Here is a 20,435-nt window from a genome sequence, read left to right as displayed (position 1 = left end):
GGACAAAGTTACGGCAGGAGATTATAAATACTAGATAACCAGCAATGAAATAGCGATTATAAAAAATTTCCAACCCAGACAAATTCCCAGGTTGAAAATACGATTTAAATAAATAAGAAATTAAATATAAAAATTAAGCAAAAAACAGTTTAATCACAAGCTATTATCATTTCTTTCTTGCTTATAAATATAACTTTGATGAACTTCTAATTTAAGTGGTTCCTCATCATAAAGCTGAACATTGCCATTTTCATCAACGCTAGGAGTTGGCCCATTAACTACTTTAGCCTCAATTTTCTCACAGTTTTCAGTACAATTTGGGTCTTTATTTGGTAATGGAAAGATATACACATCACCATTTTCAACATACATAGTTGGTGTATCTGGTAGTTCTGCCGCTGTTGGGGTTCTTAACCAATTATACACTTTGGTCCCATAGTGAAGATGAAATGCATAAAGATAACCTTGCCCTTCTGCAATTGAGCACTGTGAATCCGATGAAGAATTAGTATCTGGTTTATATGTAGTAAAATAAGCAACGCCTCCTAACACGGTAGCCTTCGAAGTTGCCTTTTCACCCCACCCTAAATTATAAAACCAACCATCTTTTTCAGCTAAATCAGCTTCTAGTTCAACAAAGTCTTTCAAACTGTCGGTAACTTTGGCAAATGGGTCACTATTTACATTCATTAAATCTGATTGCCAAATTAAATCTGGTATTTCTTTCTCTTCAAAGCTTCGAGTTACTGTGTTTATATCTCGAATCATATAGAGCTTATCACCGACTTTTAAATTCAATGGATCTGTACGATCACCACTTCCTATAAGTACTGCATCAAATGGGGTATCAATTCTTGAGTAAGTTGTTTCACCATCAAGTGTTGTTTCTGTTACTTTACTGAACAAAGTTCTTGAAACATATGGCTCATAAAAAAAGCGGCGGTTATTATTGCCTAATTTTGCAAGTTGAAAGTGCGTCCAATTTTTTTTGTTGTTTGTTGCTAAGTCAACTCGCCAGATCCCACCACCAGTATCACTTGCATACAATCTGTCAGTGTAACCATCGTAATCAGAATCAAGTAAATGTATGTCTGACGCTATACTGTGCTGCCCTTTAAAGCCACCTTCTGAGTTTGTTAACGCCCAAACTTGTTTTCCAGTTTCTGCATCAACAATGTATAAGCCTCGCCCTTTAGAATCTGTTGAGATTGAATTATCTTTATTCGTGTCGTAGCCAGCACCAAAAACCAATAGCGGTCTATCTTCATAGCCTTTAAGATTGATAAATGTAATTTGAGGTTTAGACCATGTTTGTGCTAGTTCTAAAAATTTTCCATCACCACTTTTTAACGGACCACCCCACATCAGAGAAGGTGAATTAGGGTTAGTTATATCTAAACCGTAATAGCTACTACCACCTCGACGTAATCCGAAAAATGCCCATACCCTGTCATCATTATTAACGATGCCGTCTTCGTTTTTATCATCAAAATAAACGGTTATTGGGCCATCCACTCCATATACTTTTGTGTGTATCTTTTTATCGCGTAATGGCTTAATAATTGAGTACAGTTCCGCAGGCATAAATGCCCAGCTCTCGCTTAAAACATCGTTTCTGTCCCTAAACATATGTAAATAGCCCGCATTAGTGCCAATAAGAATACGAACATCATTGTAGCCATAATCTATCGTAACAGGCTTAGAGTGCAGTACATCACCAAAAATATCATGGCGAGAATCGTCTGTTGAACCGTCCTGATCTTCATCATCAACATCAAGTCCACGAGACCAATTAATAAGATCAAAGACTTCATCTGGGTCTGCTTCAAAATCAACGGCAGCCTTAAATCGATTTACATAATGGAAAATAACTCTATAAACCGTAAAATTGAGCATTCGACCGCCCGATAAGTTGGTGATCACTTTCCGGCCTTTATTTGGAATACTCGATTGTTCAGCTAAATAAGCGTTTACGCCTCCTTTTTCAACGGAACCACCATCAGCAATGAGGTTGCTATTAGATTGCCAATATGTTTTTGCTGTTGATAAAATCGCCCCATCATTATCAAGGGCAGAGTCAAGGTTAGCATCAACTACGACACCACTGGATACTTTTAGCTTTTTAAGGTTCCCTCGCCATCGAGCATCGTTTGAAGGTAAAAACATAGGATAATAAACTGCATCACGGTGCGATAATTTATCTGAATTATTTGATGCTACCGCTGGCGAAGAAAATGTTGAGTTAACCTTTCTTATATTGTCGACAACATAATCAAATGCCTCACTTAACTCTTCTGGAGACTCTGCGAAAATATAATCACCACCACCATTATCAGCAGTCGCCTGTAAAATATCTCCTGCGTTTTTAACTAAGCCTTTACCAAAACCTATCGTGTAAACATTTGCGCCATCTACAACACTTGTTGCAGGGTATATATCCCTATTTTCATTCTTTTTACCATGAAGAATTGTTGCCATTGATGGTAAATGACTCTTACCAACTGCTTGAGGTTCAGTACCATAAATACTTTTGTACAGGCGTTTAATATAATCATCTTGATCAACATCCCAATAAGGCTCACCGTCTGTCATCAATATGATATTAACGCTATTATCACAACGAATTGGATCACCTGAGTACTGCTTGAATGGAGAAATATACTTACCACTTTGTTCTATAGAAGTATCTCGTTCAACGGGATCTACTAAATTAGCATAGGATATTTCGTCGCCCGTTAGATATCGCCATGCTTCTGTAATAGTTTCTACAAGTGGTGTTCCCCCTTCAAGATCAGTTACATCCCAGTTTCGGATAGTATTTTTTATCTTATTATGATTTGTTCCAATTCCGTGAATAATATACCCACCAGTTCCTTTAATGAGCCGCATTAAACCAAACTCAATATCACTATTGTCGTTAATTAATTTAATCATCGCCTCCTGTGCGACCTCTAAACGACTTCCTTCTGGACATAGTATAAGCTTCCCCTTACTTCTACAGACTTTGCCCGTCTCTATAGAGAATGCCATGCTATTCGATGTATCAAAAACAAGTAAGACCCGTAATTTTTCATCTTCCGCTACTTCATAATTTACATATAGGTCTATATCTTCAGCATAAAGATTTTGGCAAAATACACATGCAAAAATAAAAAATAGGCTGTTTAACTTCATTCTCATACTCGCCTTACTCCATTAATTTCCACTATTTAAGCTCAGCATTTCTTGAGCAATCCCTGTTGTAATAGTGAGGTTATGCTTACTTTTAGAGCCATATTCAATCACTGAATTAATCTCAACCATATTGCATCTTAAGCCTGCAGTATCATCAAAACGTCTTGGGCACCTTAAAGCCATAGGGCCTTCATTTTTGTTAAACATGGTATTAGATGTGTCATTTGTATTACCTAGATCGAGGCCTGTTTCAGGAACTTGCCCTCGACTAAAGAAAAATCGGCTGTTACCTAATTTTTTTGCTTCATTAGCAATGAGATTTTGTACATCACCAATTAATTCATTCTCTGCCGCTTCTCTCTCTTGAGCGGCATTTGTGATTTTAATATCTACACTACTGCTACTCATCAAAGTCACAGCAATACCGGTTATCGCAATAACCATGATCAAAGCAACGATTAATACAACACCTTGTTGCTTATGCATCAAAGTTAAATGCGCCATAAGTTTGCCCCAACATTGTTCAAGCGGATAGTGGTCGTAAATAGTGCGCGTCGGTAGTTATCGTCAAATGTAAGAACGCGGCTATTTGCGTCTTCACCCAATGTATAAGTTTGATTTTTTAACTTAAGGTTTGAATCTGGTAAAAGCGATCTCACAAGTAAGAATACTTGCACTGTCAAAATACCACGGCGATTTTCCCAATCAGTGTTGGTCATCTGGCTGATACTTTTATATGTATCAACACGACTGTTATTTGTAGTATCAAGACCAAACACAAAGTGCATATTTTCTACCCCTTCCATAACCGTTTCAGTTGTCATGCCCCCAGAAGGAGTTAAGCGTTTACGTCTAAGTAAAGGAACAGACACTCTTTGGTCATTAATGGTGTAGGTTTGCTTTGTTATGTAATAAACATGATGTCGATAACGCCAAATCGTAGCATTACCATTTACAGCTGCTGCCGCGATTGGGCCGCGCTGAAACTCAGCAAGCTCTTGCTCAGCAATAAAATAGTAATAGTTATCACTAGTATCAGCAGGTTGAATTTGTAAGCCTTCTAAAAACTTAATTTGCAGTACATCTGTATTTTTCTCAACATTAGTAATACAGCCAAGTGCCGTGCTAGTGGTTGTTTGCACTGCATAAACAGAACGAAAGTTACTGGTTGCAGCTGTATCTGGAAAGCTGCCATTATTAAGGCCTTCTGAACAATCATTACCGGGATTTCCTAAACTGTTTGTATTTGCATCCGAAAATGAGTCTTCATAAAACGTGCCCCAAAAACCAATCTGTTCAATATCACGTTGCATGATATTCATAGCCAGTCTACCAGTTTCTTGTAGCTCACCAATTGTCATCGTGTCACGAGTTGTTGATTTCATGCTTATATAGGTAAACATCACCCCGCCGAGCACCACACCTCCGATGAATAAAGCAACCATCATCTCGACGAGAGTAAATCCATTATGCTTTTTCATATCAAGACCTTAAATAAATATAGCTTTGTAGAACAATCAAACGTCGCTTATCGCCTTTAGAACCACAATCAATTGCAGCTGTATCTTTATTAGCACTAAGTTCTTGACGGCCTTGCCAACTGATCACAACCTCAATATTGAATTCGCTGGCATTGCCTGCAGCAACGGGAGTACTACTAATGCACACAGTTGCATCGTCTAAAGCGCCGGTGTTTTCACGAGCCTGAATTGCACGCACCCACTGTTGTTTATCTAATTCTGCCAATTGCTGAGCACTACATGCTGAGTTATAGCAACTCAAACTCGTATTTAGAGCTGTATCACTATCGAAAGTGCCATTATATAACGCTGCAAAGCCAGGTGAGTCGTTCGCTCGCATACGCTGGATAATGTCATTACCAAGTGCTACAGCAGCTGCACGCTGCATAGAATCAAAGCTTGCCTGCTTCGCTTTTGCTTGCAGGGCCACAGCGCCTAATAAACCAAAGCTTAAAATAACAAAGGCAATAAGTACTTCAATAAGCGTAAAGCCGTTCTGCTCAGAATGTTTAATCATGGTGAAGTTCAATGATACTTTTACATACCATAAGAATATTACGACACAGATAAATAACAATCTGTATATGGACAAGCGGTCATAATGCGCGATAAACGGCACTTTAACTTTCTTCAGAACCAAGTCGCGAATAATAAAGAAGCTGGGACTTTAGGAGATAAGCTGCTGTATTGAGAATTTTTATTATTTACCCATTACAGCTTTAACATTTTTAAGCTCTCGGCGACTAACTGCCAAAGGCTCCTCAAACTGCTTCATTGTAACTGTATGCCCACCTGAAGATGGGCTATTAAGGCTAACAATATGTTGCTTATTCACAAGTGTATTTCGGTGAATTCTAAGTAGCTGCAGCGGATAGGTTTGCTCTAGTTGCTTTAAACTTTGCTCAACAAGTGCCTCACCTTCAAAAAACACTACTCGGGTATATTTTTGCTCTGCGATACAGCAAACCACATCATCTAAATTGACTCGTCGTATTACACCTGCAAGTTGATAACTAATGTAATTATTTTCAGGGGGGCTTATTTGAGTACGATTTAGTTTACTCAGTTGTGCCATTGCTTTAGCTAATGCCTGCTCAGACACAGGTTTAACTAAATAGCCATCAACAGCGAGCTCAAATGCGGTTAATGCATGTTCTGAATGCGCTGTTAAAAACATGACTGCAGGCGGGATCGAAAACTGTTTTAGCTCTGCAGCCACCTCAAGGCCAGACTGCTTAGGCATATTAATATCAAGCATCACTAAATCGGGCTGGAGCTGCTTACAAAGCGCTATTGCTTGCTCACCATTATTGGCTTCACCAACAATAGTGCAATCTTCATTAGTAGATAATAAACGTTTGATACGTGCCCTTGCTAAAGGCTCATCATCAGCAATCAATACTTTTATCATGCGCCCCTCTGCTTTGGTATAACCAACTTCACTCTAAAAATTCCCTCACGGATAGTCGTCGTAAGTTGCGCTTTTTGTTGATAGAAAAGCGCCAAACGTTGGCGAATATTATCCAGTGCCATACCATTACCTGTCCGCGAATGGCTCACTTGTGATGCTACTGGGTTAGTTATAAGGAAGGTATAAGCTTTATCCGATTGATGCATCTCGACAGAAATATTGCCTTGTTCTGCTGGCTCGACGCCATAAAATACCGCATTTTCAATAATCGGCTGTATTGTTAAACACGGAATATCAATGTCTGGCAACTCGTCAGGTAATTGCCAGCTTAATGCTAGGCGTTCGCCATAGCGCCAACGCTCAAGGGCTACATACTGCTGGCACAAAGTGATTTCATCAGCAAGCTTTATGGCTTTACCGCTGCGCATTGCGGCCTGCGACAGCGCCGCCAGCGCCAAAATTGCTTGTTCAGCCGCCTCAGCATCATAATGGGTAAGCTCAGCAGCAGTGTTTAAACTATTAAACAAAAAGTGAGGGCGTATTCTTGCTTGTAATGCATCAAGTTCAGCCTGCGCTAACGCTTTCGTTTGTTGCTCTTTTTGATTATGAATAAGCAGGAATTGGCTGAATAACGCTGTGACCAAAAATATGATCAGTAAATTGCTGACAATAAAGCTAGCCCTCGACTCCATAGGGAACACATCTGAAAACACTGACAAAAACAGCCAGCTAAAAACATACGTTAATGCCAGTAACGTGAATATCAGAATGAATAGCTGCTTTGAATGTGACAGCTTTGTAAGTAAGGCTCGGCACACATACAGTAACGACAAGCTTGAAAGAAAGATTAGATGTAAAAAGCAACTAAATATAGCAAGGCGTAACCAAACATCACCTAAGCTCATGGGGGAGAAGGCGAGCAAAATAGCGATGACTTGGCTGACGATCAGTGTGGCAAGGACACCGCGAGATTGAAAAAGAGCCGCAATCAGCAAGCCGTTAGAATTAGGCTGTTTGCTCATGGGCTCCTCTTTTAACTGTTGACTACTATTTGCTTAGATTAGCGTAGCTCAACAGGAACGGCAAATACTATGTTCTCTTCTTCACCAGGATTTTCAACAACTTGATTGCCACCCAATTCTTTTAGACGAGCAATTACTTGTTGAACTAAAACTTCTGGTGCAGATGCACCTGCAGTCACACCCACTGCATTGACACTGTTGAACCAATCCGCTTCAACATTACTCGCATCATCAATTAAATAAGCAGTGGTGCCCATTTTGTCAGCAAGTTCACGTAAACGATTTGAGTTAGAGCTATTTTTAGCCCCTACTACAAGCAGCACATCCACTTTATCTGCCAAGTCACGGACTGCATCTTGACGGTTTTGCGTAGCATAACAAATGTCATCTTTACGCGGGCCATCAATTGCCGGAAACTTAGTACGAAGTGCATCTATCACATCTGCCGTATCATCTACAGATAACGTCGTTTGGCTACAGTAAAACAGGTTTTCAGGGTTTTTAACCGTTAGGCCAGCAACATCTTCAGGGGTTTCTACTAAGTAAATACCACCCGCTTCGTTGTCGTACTGCCCCATTGTGCCTTCTACTTCAGGATGACCATGGTGACCAATTAACACGCACTCAGTGCCTTTACGACTTGCGCGTGTTACTTCCATATGTACTTTTGTTACCAGTGGGCAAGTGGCATCGAACACTTTAAGGTCGCGGCGTTTTGCTTCACTACGAACTGCCTGCGATACACCATGCGCACTGAAGATAACAATGCTGTCGTCAGGAACCTGATCTAGCTCTTCAACAAACACAGCACCGCGATTTTTTAAGCCATCAACAACATATCGGTTGTGAACGACTTCATGGCGCACATAAATTGGCTTTTCAAAGATATCCAGTGCACGCTCCACAATGCTAATTGCACGGTCTACACCTGCGCAAAAGCCACGTGGATTTGCTAATAAAATGTCCATTAGCCTGTTACCTCTAAAATATCAACTTCAAAGGTTAATCGCTGCCCTGCAAGAGGGTGATTGAAGTCAATCGTGACTGAGTCACCTTGGACTTCACGAACAAGACCCGGAAGCTCAGTGCCATCAGGCTGAGTAAAGGCAATAATATTACCTACTTCAGCTGGAGTGTCTGCACCAAACTTACTGCGGTCAACATAATAAATGTTATCTGGGTTTGGCTGACCAAATGCATCTTCTGGCTCTAATGCAAATGACTTACTGTCACCAGCCGCTAAACCGAGTAAACACTTTTCAAAGTTTTCTGTCAGGCTACCATCACCCATTCGCAATTTTGCAGGTTTATTATGTACCTTAGTTGAATCGGCTGCTGAGCCATCTTCTAACTTAATTGAGAAATGAAAGATCACTTCAGAGTTTTCACCAATTACAGCTTGGCTCATGCTTGTTGCTCCTTAGGACTTTCGCCTGTGAAGGCATCAAATAAAAGTAATGCGGCACCGATACAAATTGCACAATCGGCAATATTAAAAACAGGAAAGTGCCAGTTTTCGTAATATACATGCAGGAAGTCAATGACATAGCCATAAGCTATGCGGTCGTATAAGTTGCCAATCGCACCGGCTAATACTAACGCATAAGCAGAACATAATACTTTATTAGACGCTGGTAAGCGTTTCAGCCACCACACTAAAAGCACACTGATCGACACTGCAATCAAACTAAAGAACCAACGCTGCCAGCCACCTGAATCACTTAAAAAGCTGAAGGCTGCACCATAATTATGTACATAAGTGAAATTAAAAAACGGCAGAATATCAATCGACTCTTCGTAGGCCATGGTACTAACGACAAGTGATTTTGTCGCATAGTCTACTACCAAAAGTAGTAGACTAAGCCATAACCAAACCAAGCCACTTTTTCCGGCTAGTTTGCTCACAAACAACTCCTATGCGAACTGACGCTGTTCACCATCGCCATCAACATTGCTTACACAACGGCCACAGATCTCAGGGTGAGCAGGATCAGCACCTACATCATCACAGTAATGCCAACAACGCTCACATTTTTCAGCGGTTGTTGCAGCAACTTTAATGTATAAGCCATCAATTTCTGTAGCTTGCGTATCTTCTGGCTGTGCTGTCACAGTTTCAACGGTTACGCCTGACGTTAATAGTACAAAGCGTAGTTCATCACCTAATGCAGCTAATTTCGCGCTTAGCTCTTCACCTGCATAAATGTTTACGTTTGCTTGTAGAGTTGCACCAATAACTTCTTCTTTACGAGCTGCTTCTAGTACACGGTTTACTTCATCACGCACGTTAAGGATTGTTAACCAATCCTCGTTGCTGAATTTACCTTGTGAAGAGGCTTGCAAGCCATCGTACCACACTGAAGTGAATACAAATTTGTCACGCTCACCTGGTAATGCTTCCCAGATTTCTTGCGCGGTGAAGCTTAAGATCGGTGCCATCCAACGCGTCATTGCTTCAGCAATATGGTAAAGCGCAGTTTGACATGAACGACGCGCATGGCTGTCGCTTTTCGCTGTGTATTGACGATCTTTGATTACGTCTAGGTAGAACGAACCAAGCTCACCAGTACAGAAGTTCATTAGCTTTTGCGTTACAAGTAGCATTTGATACTTGTCGTAAGCCGCTAAGATTTCATCTTGAAGTTCAGCTGCACGGCCCACAATCCAACGGTCAAGCTCAACCATGTCTTCAATAGCAACTTGATCAGTTTTTGGATCAAAACCATTTAAGTTCGCAAGTAAGTAACGGCTCGTGTTACGAATACGACGATAACGGTCTGCTGAACGCTTAAAGATTTCATCAGATACAGTCATTTCAGCTGTAAAATCAGTTGATGCAACCCATAAACGTAAGATGTCAGCACCTAGTTTGTTCATCACGTTTTGTGGCGAAATTACGTTGCCTAATGATTTAGACATCTTGCGGCCATTTTCATCAACCGTGAAACCATGTGTTAGCACTTGCTTATATGGCGCATGACCATTAATAGCAACCGATGTCATCATTGACGACATAAACCAACCACGGTGTTGATCAGAACCTTCTAAGTAAAGATCAGCAGGACCGGTTAAATCTTCACGTGCATCAACCACACATGCGTGAGTCACACCTGAGTCAAACCATACATCTAGCGTATCTTGTACTTTCATGTATTGCTCAGCGTCATCGCCAAGTAAGGTTGCTGGATCTAAGTCATACCAAGCTTGAATACCTGATTTTTCAACCAATTTCGCAGCTTCTTCAATTAGCTCTTCAGTATTCGGATGAAGCACACCAGTGTCTTTATCAACGAATAATGCAATTGGCACACCCCATGTACGTTGACGTGAAATACACCAATCAGGACGGCCTTCAACCATGTTTGCAATGCGGCTCTCGCCCCACTCAGGTAACCACTCAGTCTTTTTGATTTCGCTTAATGAATCTTGACGAAGGTTAGCTTGGTCCATACTTACGAACCACTGTGGCGTAGCACGGAAGATAATAGGAGTTTTATGACGCCAGCAATGTGGGTAGCTGTGCGTAAGTGCATGATGATGCAATAACGCATTGTTTTCAGTTAATACGTCAATAACGCTCGCATTCGCTTTAAATACGTGCTGACCTGCAAACATTGGTGTGTCAGGTAAGTAAACACCGTTAGCCCCAACCGGATTAGCTACTTCTAAACCATAAGCAAGACCTGCCGCGAAATCCTCTTGACCATGACCAGGTGCAGTATGAACAACACCAGTACCAGAATCAGTCGTTACGTGATCAGCAACAATCACAGGCACTGTGAAGTCATAGAATGGGTGAGCAACTTGTAAGTTCTCAAGTGCAGCACCTTTTACATAACCGAGTACGTGGTAATGTTTGAAGCCATAACGGTCCATAGCATCTTTAACTAGCTCAGAACCTAAAATTAGACGTTGCTGTGCACCTTCATCATCAATTTGAACAAGAGCATATTCAAGCTTTTCGTGAACCGCTACTGCACGGTTAGCTGGTAATGTCCAAGGTGTTGTCGTCCAGATCACTGTACTAACTGCACCTGTACCTTCATGGCCTTCAGCAAGTTCAAACGCATTGATTACAGCATCTTGATCAGCAAACTGAAAACGCACATCGATTGCTGGAGACTGTTTATCTTGGTATTCAACTTCCGCTTCAGCAAGTGCTGAACCACAATCTGTACACCAGTGAACAGGCTTAGCACCTTTGTGTAAGTGACCATTTTTAATGATGCGACCAAGTACACGAATTGCATTCGCTTCAAAGTCAAAGTTCATTGTTAAGTAAGGCTTGTCCCAGTCACCAAATACACCAAGACGTTTAAAGTCTGTTTTTTGACCTTCGACTTGTTTTTTTGCGTATGCGCGACATTTTTCACGGAACTCAGCAGCAGACACTTTCACGCCTGGCTTGCCTACTTTCTTTTCAACCATTAATTCAATTGGTAAACCGTGACAGTCCCAACCCGGCACGTAAGGTGCGTCGAAGTCAGACAAAGTTTTTGACTTAACAATAATATCTTTAAGAATTTTGTTTACCGAGTGGCCTAAATGGATATCACCGTTTGCATACGGAGGACCGTCATGCAAAATGAAGGTTTTTTTACCTTTTTTAGCGCTGCGAATTTGACCGTAAAGATCGTCTTCATACCATGTCTTAAGCATCTTTGGTTCACGTTGTGCCAAATTGCCGCGCATTGGAAACGCTGTTTCCGGTAAATTCAAAGTATGTTTGTAGTCGCTCATTAATCCTACTTTCCGTATCGGCTACCTAATTTAAACCAAAACACTGCTTAGCGGCGGTTACATCATCTGCAATCTGCGCCGTCAGTTGTGTTAATGTCTCGAATTTTTTCTCATCGCGAAGCTTTTTAATTAGCTCCACGTGCATAAATTGTCCGTAAATGTCTTGCGCAAAGTCGAAAAGATGGACTTCTAACAATGCGCGTGTTCCATTAAATGTGGGTTTGTTGCCAATATTTGCAACCCCATATAATTCTTTATCACCAACTTTAGCTCGTACCGCAAATACCCCATTTACAGGGCATACTTGGCGTTTTAGTGCTATGTTGGCAGTTCTGAACCCTAATTCACGACCTTTCGCCCAGCCATGAATAACACGTCCAGAAATCGCATAACCATGACCTAACATGGTTTTTGCATCTTCTAATTGCCCTGCAGCAAGCGCATGGCGAATAAGGGTACTACTAACTCTATCATTGAGTCTGCGAAAACTTGCAGTACTTTTCACATCCATGTTCAGCTCAGTGCCCATGGTTTTTAGTAATGCAAAATCACCACGACGACGTTTGCCAAAACAAAAGTCATCACCAACAGTTAATGCCTTAACGCCTAGTTTTTCAACCAGTACTTGGCTGACAAACTGTTCTGCTTCCATGTTGGCAAATTGCTGATTAAAGCTAATGCAAATCACTCTCTCCACGCCTAATTTAGCAAGCAAACTGAGCTTATCACGTAGTCGAGTTAAACGCGCGGGAGCATTATCTTTAGCAAAAAACTCTTGTGGCTGAGGCTCAAATAACATCACGGTACTTGGCAGTTGATGCTTTTCTGCGTCTTGCAGCAAGCCTTTAATCACTTCTGCATGACCTAAGTGCACGCCATCAAAATTACCAATGGTCAACACACAGCCATAATGCTGCGCGCGAATATTGTGAATACCTCTAATTAACTCCATGCCACCTTTTTGCCTTTATCAGCGAGCCCAAAAGATTGATATCGGGCTTGAAGCGCCGATTATAATCTTTTTTTTAGTTTGATTCAGTAGTTGCAACACTTTTTATCGTATTTAGTCGCACACCTAAAATGAATAAGGCAGCAAAGTAAACAAAAACCGCCAGCACTAATAACCCACTCAACAGCAGCACTTGTTCAGTAAAGTACCATGTTTTCCACGCAAATTGCTGGCCAACATACCACACTGCAGCAGCCATTAATAAACTTGAAAACAAACACTTAAAGGTGAAGCCAAGGCTCATCGCAGAAAACTGATAAACGCCTTCTTTACGTAGTTGATGGTACAACAAATAGGCATTACAACTGGCCGACATCGCGGTTGCTAACGCTAACCCCAAATAGCCAATAAATGGAGCTAGCATAATGTTAAACACCATATTTAACACCAGTGTTTTAATGCCTATTTTTACTGGAGTTTTAGTATCTTGACGTGAATAAAAACCTGGAGCTAACACCTTGATTAACATAAAGCTAACCAGTCCCACTGAGTAGGCCATCACACCGTAACTTACCGCTTTTACATGATCAATTTCACCGTTTTGAAACGCACCATGATCAAATAAAACCGTAATAATGAGCGGGCTTATCACCATTAAGCCAAACATGGCCGGCAAGCCTAAGAAAATTACAAACCTCACCCCCCAATCGAGGGTTAGTTGAAAATCTTTTGTGCTATTGGTGCTATGTAACTTAGACAATGCAGGCAATATGACCGTCGCGATACCGATACCGAATAAACCAAGAGGAAACTCAATTAAACGGTCTGAGTAGTAGAGCCACGCGATAGAGCCGGTCATCAACATTGAGGCGATCATAGTGTCGAGTAACAGGTTTATTTGACTGATAGACACGCCAAACAAGGCTGGTAGCATGAGTTTTCGGACTTTCTTAACGTTTTCATCTTGCCAGCCCCATTTAGGGCGGCTCAACATGCGGGCACGATACAAAAATGGCAACTGGAATAATAACTGTACTAAGCCCCCTACAAACACGCCGATGGCAAGCGCGTATGCCCCCACCGAAAATTTATCGTGTAGAAAAACAGCACACGTGATAATTGATACATTTAACAGCACAGGCGTAAATGCAGCCACAGCAAAACGATTATATACGTTCATAACCGCACCACTTAAGGCAACCAGACTCACAAAAAATAAATAAGGGAAAGTCAGCTTTAACAGTGCACTAGCCAGTACGAACTTTTCTGCATTTTCGCCTCCTTGCCACCAATCGATAAACCAGCCAGTACCAAATAAGGCCGCTATCACAGGAGAGGCAACAACCCCAAACAAAGTAACAATTAATAAAATAGTACCTAGGGTACCGGCTGCTTGAGCTACAAACAGCCTCACTTTATCATCGCCTTGTTGTTCTTTTATCTCAGATAAAACCGGCACAAAAGCTTGAGCAAAGGCACCTTCGGCAAACAAACGTCTTAAAAAGTTAGGAATTCGATTGGCAAATAAAAACACATCCGCAGCAGCACTGGCACCTAGCAGATTTGCCACAACAGCATCTCGTACTAACCCTAAAATACGCGAGATCATCGTCATTGCACTAACAATCATCCCAGAACGAAATAATCCTTTTGCCACCTTAAACCCATTATCAAAAAACTTCTAAGATGGGCGATTATGCCTAAAATATCTTTAAAGCACTAGGCTCGAACCCGACCCTTTGTTACAATGGCGATATTAACTGCTAAAGCGGCAAATTGATGTTCGTTATAAGGAGCAGTTTTTCTTGAGATGTCAAAATTTCGTTGACATTCATGATAAAAACAGGCATATTCCACGGCCTTTAAATTAAGCTTATTTTAAGATTGTTAGGAGCAAACCTTGGCTAACATCAAGTCTGCAAAAAAACGCGCTATTACGAGCGAAAAAAATCGTCAACATAACGCAAGCCGTCGTTCAATGATGCGTACTTACTTCAAAAAAGTAGTTACTGCTATTGAAGCGGGCGACAAAGAAGCTGCACAAGCGGCATTCGCTGTTGCAACACCTATCCTAGACCGTTACGCAACTAAAGGTCTAATCCACAAGAACAAAGCAGCTCGTCATAAGAGTCGTTTAGCAGCTAAAATCAAAGCGCTATAATTTGTTTTTGATGAATATGAAAAAACCGGCTTTTGCCGGTTTTTTTTTATCTGTAATTTAATACCAATCCTCTTAATTAAGTAGTCTATTTTGAGGCAATAAAACCTCGTTGATAAAAAGGCAAAAATTTCGTTATTTAGTTGTTCTAAAAGAGAAATTTTTAACGCTGCTAGCGACAGGTTTAATCCCTCAAAATGATTAAGTATTATTGCGGGTTGGTATAAAAGGCACGTGTTCTATATGCCTCATTAAAGTTGTTAACTAGACAATTTCGAGCTCTGGATAAAACTTTTTCAGCATAGCGGCAATCTTCTTAGGTGTGAAAGGTTTTACTACAAACCCTTTAGCGCCCTTCTCAATCGCTTCTTTAACGTTTTCTACTGTTGAATGGGCTGAAACCATTACTACGTTTGCTTCAGGCGAAATTTCGTTGATTTGCGAGATAATCTCTTTGCCGTCACCATCGGGTAATTCAATATCTAAAAAGATAATATTGAACTCTTTTTCTTTACATGCGCTTAAACACTGCGCGGCCGTAGAAGCCTCACGCACATTATCGATACCTAGGTGCATTAATGTTTGATTTAAAAAACTGCGAACTGTGCCTACGTCGTCCACAATAAGAATTGAAAGCTGCGTATCCATACTATTCCTCTTAAACTATGAAGATAAACACTCATTGCACTGTAGAGTGTAACGCATTTAAGCTATAAGTGATTTGAATTTGACTATTATATCAAAAACTTCGTTATAATCTCATTATAGAGACCTATGTTTAAAAGGCCAGATAAGCTTTATGTCTAATAAAATAAAAAAACAATCTTTGCTTGGTAAAACACCTGCACGAAAAAAACCAACACAAGCAAAGCGCCAAAGACCAGCCCCCCAGCAACAAGCGCGTGCACAAGCTGCGCAGCAAAGCGTTCCTGAAGTCGAACTTAAAAAAAGTAAAACACGGTGGTATGCGCTCGCAGCAGTTGTATTAATTCTGCTAATTACGCCCAAACCTGTGTTAATCACTTATGAAAAGCTAGGTATGGTCTCGCAAAGTGTATTTTGGCCAGGGGTTTTTGGTTATGGTGCAAACTTATTTGATTCAACCCTCAGCCCCCGTGCAGACCTAAGCCGCAACATTATTTACCTGTGCCAGGATAAGCGCAAACCAGATACCTGCCAGAAGTATCGCGTGACAGAGCAAAGTGGTTTTTTTGCTGCCATGAAAAAGCTAATAATGGATTAAAAAATCTAATCCGAAAATTTAAAATTACTTGGTTGAAAGCTGTGTAAAAGATCACCATAATGGCGCTCCTTTTTCAACACAGACACGATCAGATACGACCATGCTAAACGAGCTAGATTGGCTTTTAAACTTAACGTTACTTGCACTAGGACTAGGTGCATTTTTTATTAACCAGCTTACATTACTGCGTTTTGCAGCGATTAGCGCGTGTAGTTTATTATTTTTATCGTTTAGTTTAGATCTGATGTCATCAAGCGTTATCTCAAATATGAGCTTGGTGTTGATCAACACATTTTATTTATTCAAGGTCTACACATTTGGCCAATTGAATATCAATCAAGGTTAATCTTCTCCTAAGATAAATTGATAGAATAGGCTATCCCATCTATCAGCTTTTATGCCCAAGCAGTCCTCTGCTTGGGCTTTTTTTTACTTACAAAATGATTGAACTGAGATACCATAAACGGCGTATATAAATAATTTGGAGGTACCTTATGTCATTAAACGACTTCGACTTATTTCTCTCATCAATGGAAGACGTAAAACCTCTTAAGCATGACACTGTTCAATTTGATTCTACGAAACAGGGCCCTTCTTTAGCGCAACAAGAAAAACGTAAAGCAGCTGAGTGTGATTTAGCAATTGATGAAAACTATTTACGTACTGAATTCGTTGAGCTATTAGATCCTCATGCCATATTGGCATTTAAAAAAGATGGCGTACAAGGCCAAGTATATAAAAATCTGCGCTTAGCTAAATATCAACTCGATGCCACGCTTGATTTGCATGGCCAGCCTCTTCAACGAGCGCGCAGTACGCTTTTTAATTTTATTGATGACTGCCATAAACGAAATATTCGTGTCGTACTAATTCGCCATGGTATTGGTATCAAAAATAAATCACAGCCGGGTATTTTAAAGAGCTATACCAATAAGTGGCTGCAAGAAATTCCAGCGGTTTTAGCCTTTCATAGCGCCCTTAAGCATCATGGTGGTAGCGGTGCGACGTATGTGATGATTAAAAAATCAGACGAGAAGAAACACGAGAACAGAGAAATCCATTCAAAAAGAAGTTAATAGAATAAGTGATTGAAGTGCAGCATAAAAACATGCTGCACATATTAACTGTGATTGGTTGGTTATGATTGGCTTACTTCAATAGCCTGAGCTGGCTGCTCCGACGCATTCGCTTGATTAAACCATGCTGAAACACCAAGAACGATTACTGACACTACGACTAGACTAAATTTAGCTCCACCTTGATTAGATTTCATAACGCCTCTTTTTTATTGTTGTTTTTTTATTGAGCAACAACAGAATAGCAAAGTTACAGATGTTAACAAGCTGTACATTAAACTAATTTGTAATGTGTCAATAACCTTTTGTTCTATCAACCTGATTTATTAGATTTTTACCTTCAATTAACCTTTTGACATTACCCGCAATTTGCAAAGTCACAGTCTCTAAATCTGACAATGCAGCACAGTGAGGTGTTAAGGTCACCTTTTCATGAGACCAGTAAGCATGCGACTTAGGTAAAGGCTCTTCGCTAAACACATCAAGGGTAGCGCCGCGTAATTGCTCACTATCAAGTGCTTCAAGCAAATCTTCATCGACAACATGCTTGCCTCTGGCAACATTAATAAGCACCGCATGATTTTGCAATTTACTTAGCAGTGATTTGTTAATGATACCCTGAGTGTGTTGGTTAAGTGGCAACAAGCACACGAGATAATCAATTTGACCAAGCATGTCATCTAATCCCTGCTGTGTGTAATAGGTACTTACTTCAGCATCGTGTTTTTCACTATTAGACCAAGCACTCACTCTAAAGCCATTTGCGAGTAACCGCTTAGCACAGACTTTACCTAGTTCACCATAACCCAAAATACCCACATGTTGATGTGAATACGCTCGCTTTGGCTTCCAAGTACAGCCTGATTGTTTTAAATAATATTCTTTGAGTCTCAGCTTGTGTGCCAACACATGGGTCAGCACGTACTCTGCCATATCATTTGCAAGATTATCATCAACAATTCTAACAACGGGGACGTGCGCCGCTATCTTCGTTAAGTCGATGCTATCAACGCCAGCCCCAAATGAAGAAACCGCTTTTAAATTTACCAGCTTAGGCCATAAGTCAGCAGGGGCATTCCAAGCCAGTACAAACTCAACGGCTTGGTAATCAGTGCATTCAGACCAAAGCTGCACGTCAACCTCTGGTAATAACGCTTGTAATCGGGCAATTAATTGGCTGCAATCTCGGCCTGTTACAGCTACAAGTAAAATCATTGTCTTCTCCATTTTGCCTCGTACTCGAAGCGCTCTTTAAAAAGTCACACAACTGCAACCTAACTGTCACAGCGAACTCTTACCCTAACCTCATCGCTGAATGCGTTTATGTTTGAGGTTTGTATGATCAGTGTTGATAAAGTAATAGAAGCAAATTTACCACAGTTAGAAAATTCACCAAAAGTAAAAGGCTTAGTAAAGAAAGGTTTGGGTTATTTATTACACGAGCAAGAGTTTGTTGCCTTTGGTGATGCATACCCACACTTACAAGGACTTGAGTTTGTAGAGCAAGTACTTGATGAGCTAGACTTTGACACGCGCTACAAGCCAAAGCAGATGGAACATATTCCTAGTGAAGGTAATGTCGTTATTGTCGCTAACCACCCTATCGGTTCTCTTGATGCATTAGCGCTAATAAAAGTCTTATCAAGTGTTCGCCCTGACTTAAAAGTCGTTGCAAACCGCATGCTGATGTCAATCACTCCGATGCATTCATTACTTCTTCCCGTTGACAACCTCTCTGGTACAAGCAAAAAGAAAGAGCTTGCTAATATCCAACAGCATTTAAAATCAGACGGTGCGTTATTAATCTTTCCTGCAGGAGAGGTGTCACGCTTAAGTCCAACGGGCATTAAAGACTGTAAATGGAATACTGGCTTTTTACGTATGGCGAAAAAGGCCAACGCACCTATTTTGCCTATTTACATCAAAGCGAAAAACAGCCCGTTATTCTACGGCACCTCAATGATCTACAAACCCTTAGCCAGTTTGTTATTAGTCAAAGAGATGTTTAAACAACGACAAAAATCATTAGAGTTTGAAATTGGCGCGTCCATCCCGCCTGAGTCATATTTAATCGAGAATTTAAAAGACAAAGAAATAGCTCAGCTGATAAGAAAGCAGTTGTATCGACTTATCACAAAAAAACCTCTGCCGTTAAAAACGCAAACCCCTATTGCCAGTCCAGAAGCAACGAAAGACCTAAAAAAAGCCATTGAAGAATGTGAGTTATTAGGTGAAACCTCTGATGGTATGAAAATTTACTTATATCAATACTGTGGTAGCTCGCCGATTTTCCGTGAACTGGGGCGACTGCGTGAAATTGCGTTTCGGGCAGTCGGTGAAGGCAGTGGCAAACGCCGAGATATAGATAAATACGACATGGATTATCAACACCTTGTGCTGTGGGATGCTAAGCAACTTGAACTAGTCGGCGCATACCGACTTGCCTGCGCACAAGACATTATAGAAAAACATGGCCGTAAAGGTTTATATACCGATAGCCTATTTAGCTACAGCGATGATATTGCGCCTTATTTTGAAAAGGGCATTGAGCTTGGTCGCAGCTTTGTGCAACCCAAGTACTGGGGCAGAAAGAGCTTAGATTATTTATGGTTCGGCATTGGCGCATTTGTGAACCGCTACCCGCAATACCGCTATTTGTTTGGCGCAGTTAGCGTATCTAACGCACTCCCCGAGCAAGCTAAATCACTACTCGTTCATTATTACCAGCATTATTATGGTGCTAAACAAGTGTTAGCTATCCCCAATAATGAATATCGCCATACCGAATCACAAAAAGAACAATGTGCTCAGCTATTTGCTGGGGATGATATTAAAGAAGACTTTGTTGAACTTAAGCATGTACTTGCCAATATCGGCGCGCAAGTCCCAACCCTATTTAAACAATACACCGAGCTTTGCGAACCTGGTGGCGTACAATTTTTAAGTTTTAGCATCGACCCTGAGTTTAATAACTGCATCGATGGTTTAGTGCTTGTCGACCTAGATAAAGTGAAAGCGAGTAAAGCCAAACGATACTTAGGACAGACACGCGAATAGTCGTTATAAAATAGCTAAAAAAAGTCGGCACGCTCGCCGACTTTTTTCTTTTTAATTAAAGGTATTTCTAAGCGCAGCTAAATAT

General features: G+C 40.7%; 20 protein-coding genes. 5 read left to right on the top strand and 15 right to left on the bottom strand.

What is annotated here, in order from left to right; all coding sequences use genetic code 11:
• Window positions 1-153: 153 nt before the first annotated feature.
• The 12 genes from L1D51_RS13585 to murJ all read right to left on the bottom strand — a co-directional run bounded on the left by L1D51_RS13585 (window position 154) and on the right by murJ (window position 14,473).
• Window positions 154-3,174, bottom strand: coding sequence for a PilC/PilY family type IV pilus protein (locus L1D51_RS13585; RefSeq protein ID WP_239963904.1), 3,021 nt, complete (start codon window positions 3,172-3,174; stop codon window positions 154-156).
• A gap of 21 nt (window positions 3,175-3,195) precedes the next feature.
• A complete protein-coding gene (locus L1D51_RS13580; RefSeq protein WP_239963903.1) occupies window positions 3,196-3,678 on the bottom strand; it encodes a pilus assembly PilX family protein in 483 nt (160 codons plus the stop codon).
• Window positions 3,666-4,655, bottom strand: coding sequence for a PilW family protein (locus L1D51_RS13575; RefSeq protein WP_239963902.1), 990 nt, complete (start codon window positions 4,653-4,655; stop codon window positions 3,666-3,668). Before L1D51_RS13575 ends, L1D51_RS13580 begins: the two co-directional genes overlap by 13 nt.
• 1 nt (window position 4,656) lies before the next feature.
• Window positions 4,657-5,211: a type IV pilus modification protein PilV gene (gene pilV, locus L1D51_RS13570; protein WP_239963901.1), complete on the bottom strand. Its 555-nt coding sequence runs from the start codon at window positions 5,209-5,211 to the stop codon at window positions 4,657-4,659.
• A 183-nt stretch (window positions 5,212-5,394) separates the two neighbouring features.
• Window positions 5,395-6,105 (bottom strand): LytR/AlgR family response regulator transcription factor, encoded by a 711-nt coding sequence (locus L1D51_RS13565; protein ID WP_275669182.1) that lies wholly within the window; start codon window positions 6,103-6,105, stop codon window positions 5,395-5,397.
• On the bottom strand, window positions 6,102-7,127 hold the full coding sequence (locus L1D51_RS13560) for a sensor histidine kinase (protein ID WP_239963900.1): 1,026 nt from the start codon (window positions 7,125-7,127) through the stop codon (window positions 6,102-6,104). The genes L1D51_RS13565 and L1D51_RS13560 overlap by 4 nt, the downstream gene beginning before the upstream one ends.
• Before the next feature lie 38 nt (window positions 7,128-7,165).
• On the bottom strand, window positions 7,166-8,095 hold the full coding sequence (gene ispH / locus L1D51_RS13555) for a 4-hydroxy-3-methylbut-2-enyl diphosphate reductase (RefSeq protein WP_062564284.1): 930 nt from the start codon (window positions 8,093-8,095) through the stop codon (window positions 7,166-7,168).
• Entirely contained in the window at window positions 8,095-8,535 is a 441-nt protein-coding gene (fkpB, locus tag L1D51_RS13550; RefSeq protein WP_239963899.1) for an FKBP-type peptidyl-prolyl cis-trans isomerase, read from the bottom strand. Before fkpB ends, ispH begins: the two co-directional genes overlap by 1 nt.
• Complete coding sequence (lspA, locus tag L1D51_RS13545; RefSeq protein ID WP_054561910.1) at window positions 8,532-9,032, bottom strand: signal peptidase II; 501 nt, start codon at window positions 9,030-9,032, stop codon at window positions 8,532-8,534. The genes fkpB and lspA overlap by 4 nt, the downstream gene beginning before the upstream one ends.
• 9 nt (window positions 9,033-9,041) lie before the next feature.
• Entirely contained in the window at window positions 9,042-11,867 is a 2,826-nt protein-coding gene (gene ileS, locus L1D51_RS13540) for an isoleucine--tRNA ligase (protein ID WP_239963898.1), read from the bottom strand.
• A gap of 25 nt (window positions 11,868-11,892) precedes the next feature.
• Window positions 11,893-12,819: a bifunctional riboflavin kinase/FAD synthetase gene (gene ribF, locus L1D51_RS13535; RefSeq protein WP_054561912.1), complete on the bottom strand. Its 927-nt coding sequence runs from the start codon at window positions 12,817-12,819 to the stop codon at window positions 11,893-11,895.
• 73 nt (window positions 12,820-12,892) lie between these two features.
• Window positions 12,893-14,473 (bottom strand): murein biosynthesis integral membrane protein MurJ, encoded by a 1,581-nt coding sequence (gene murJ / locus L1D51_RS13530; protein ID WP_268795220.1) that lies wholly within the window; start codon window positions 14,471-14,473, stop codon window positions 12,893-12,895.
• A 243-nt stretch (window positions 14,474-14,716) separates the two neighbouring features.
• On the opposite strand from murJ, the gene rpsT reads away from it, so the two are divergent.
• A complete protein-coding gene (gene rpsT, locus L1D51_RS13525; protein ID WP_054561913.1) occupies window positions 14,717-14,977 on the top strand; it encodes a 30S ribosomal protein S20 in 261 nt (86 codons plus the stop codon).
• Window positions 14,978-15,238: 261 nt separating this feature from the next.
• Here rpsT and L1D51_RS13520 read toward each other — a convergent pair whose 3' ends face one another.
• Window positions 15,239-15,622: a response regulator gene (locus tag L1D51_RS13520; RefSeq protein ID WP_054561914.1), complete on the bottom strand. Its 384-nt coding sequence runs from the start codon at window positions 15,620-15,622 to the stop codon at window positions 15,239-15,241.
• Between the two features lie 151 nt (window positions 15,623-15,773).
• On the opposite strand from L1D51_RS13520, the gene L1D51_RS13515 reads away from it, so the two are divergent.
• The 3 genes from L1D51_RS13515 (at window position 15,774) to smrA (ending at window position 17,293) form a co-directional block, all read left to right on the top strand.
• Window positions 15,774-16,217, top strand: coding sequence for a hypothetical protein (locus L1D51_RS13515; protein WP_054561915.1), 444 nt, complete (start codon window positions 15,774-15,776; stop codon window positions 16,215-16,217).
• Window positions 16,218-16,317: 100 nt separating this feature from the next.
• Complete coding sequence (locus L1D51_RS13510; RefSeq protein ID WP_054551958.1) at window positions 16,318-16,563, top strand: hypothetical protein; 246 nt, start codon at window positions 16,318-16,320, stop codon at window positions 16,561-16,563.
• A gap of 148 nt (window positions 16,564-16,711) precedes the next feature.
• Window positions 16,712-17,293, top strand: a complete 582-nt coding sequence (gene smrA, locus L1D51_RS13505; protein ID WP_054561916.1) for a DNA endonuclease SmrA — start codon at window positions 16,712-16,714, stop codon at window positions 17,291-17,293.
• A 62-nt stretch (window positions 17,294-17,355) separates the two neighbouring features.
• On the opposite strand, the gene L1D51_RS21775 is transcribed toward smrA, so the two are convergent.
• Together L1D51_RS21775 and L1D51_RS13500 are read right to left on the bottom strand one after the other, a co-directional pair.
• On the bottom strand, window positions 17,356-17,490 hold the full coding sequence (locus L1D51_RS21775; RefSeq protein ID WP_258535966.1) for a hypothetical protein: 135 nt from the start codon (window positions 17,488-17,490) through the stop codon (window positions 17,356-17,358).
• 97 nt (window positions 17,491-17,587) lie between these two features.
• Complete coding sequence (locus L1D51_RS13500; protein WP_239963897.1) at window positions 17,588-18,508, bottom strand: 2-hydroxyacid dehydrogenase; 921 nt, start codon at window positions 18,506-18,508, stop codon at window positions 17,588-17,590.
• Window positions 18,509-18,631: 123 nt separating this feature from the next.
• Between L1D51_RS13500 and olsF the strand changes: the two genes are divergently transcribed.
• Window positions 18,632-20,350: a bifunctional ornithine lipid synthase OlsF gene (gene olsF, locus L1D51_RS13495; RefSeq protein WP_055198365.1), complete on the top strand. Its 1,719-nt coding sequence runs from the start codon at window positions 18,632-18,634 to the stop codon at window positions 20,348-20,350.
• The last annotated feature ends 85 nt before the right edge of the window (window positions 20,351-20,435 follow it).

The sequence above is a fragment of the Pseudoalteromonas shioyasakiensis genome, assembly GCF_022398475.1.
Lineage (GTDB): Bacteria > Pseudomonadota > Gammaproteobacteria > Enterobacterales > Alteromonadaceae > Pseudoalteromonas.
Note: the sequence above shows the minus strand (reverse complement) of the source record. Positions and strands in the feature narration are given on the sequence as shown.

Bases quoted from the DNA above. Each gene is read 5' to 3' on its own strand.
- L1D51_RS13585 (WP_239963904.1), bottom strand. From the start codon at position 3,174: ATGAAGTTAAACAGCCTATTTTTTATTTTTGCATGTGTATTTTGCCAA.
- L1D51_RS13580 (WP_239963903.1), bottom strand. From the start codon at position 3,678: ATGGCGCATTTAACTTTGATGCATAAGCAACAAGGTGTTGTATTAATC.
- L1D51_RS13575 (WP_239963902.1), bottom strand. From the start codon at position 4,655: ATGAAAAAGCATAATGGATTTACTCTCGTCGAGATGATGGTTGCTTTA.
- pilV (WP_239963901.1), bottom strand. From the start codon at position 5,211: ATGATTAAACATTCTGAGCAGAACGGCTTTACGCTTATTGAAGTACTT.
- L1D51_RS13565 (WP_275669182.1), bottom strand. From the start codon at position 6,105: ATGATAAAAGTATTGATTGCTGATGATGAGCCTTTAGCAAGGGCACGT.
- L1D51_RS13560 (WP_239963900.1), bottom strand. From the start codon at position 7,127: ATGAGCAAACAGCCTAATTCTAACGGCTTGCTGATTGCGGCTCTTTTT.
- ispH (WP_062564284.1), bottom strand. From the start codon at position 8,095: ATGGACATTTTATTAGCAAATCCACGTGGCTTTTGCGCAGGTGTAGAC.
- fkpB (WP_239963899.1), bottom strand. From the start codon at position 8,535: ATGAGCCAAGCTGTAATTGGTGAAAACTCTGAAGTGATCTTTCATTTC.
- ileS (WP_239963898.1), bottom strand. From the start codon at position 11,867: ATGAGCGACTACAAACATACTTTGAATTTACCGGAAACAGCGTTTCCA.
- ribF (WP_054561912.1), bottom strand. From the start codon at position 12,819: ATGGAGTTAATTAGAGGTATTCACAATATTCGCGCGCAGCATTATGGC.
- L1D51_RS13520 (WP_054561914.1), bottom strand. From the start codon at position 15,622: ATGGATACGCAGCTTTCAATTCTTATTGTGGACGACGTAGGCACAGTT.
- L1D51_RS13515 (WP_054561915.1), top strand. From the start codon at position 15,774: ATGTCTAATAAAATAAAAAAACAATCTTTGCTTGGTAAAACACCTGCA.
- L1D51_RS13510 (WP_054551958.1), top strand. From the start codon at position 16,318: ATGCTAAACGAGCTAGATTGGCTTTTAAACTTAACGTTACTTGCACTA.
- smrA (WP_054561916.1), top strand. From the start codon at position 16,712: ATGTCATTAAACGACTTCGACTTATTTCTCTCATCAATGGAAGACGTA.
- L1D51_RS21775 (WP_258535966.1), bottom strand. From the start codon at position 17,490: ATGAAATCTAATCAAGGTGGAGCTAAATTTAGTCTAGTCGTAGTGTCA.
- L1D51_RS13500 (WP_239963897.1), bottom strand. From the start codon at position 18,508: ATGATTTTACTTGTAGCTGTAACAGGCCGAGATTGCAGCCAATTAATT.
- olsF (WP_055198365.1), top strand. From the start codon at position 18,632: ATGATCAGTGTTGATAAAGTAATAGAAGCAAATTTACCACAGTTAGAA.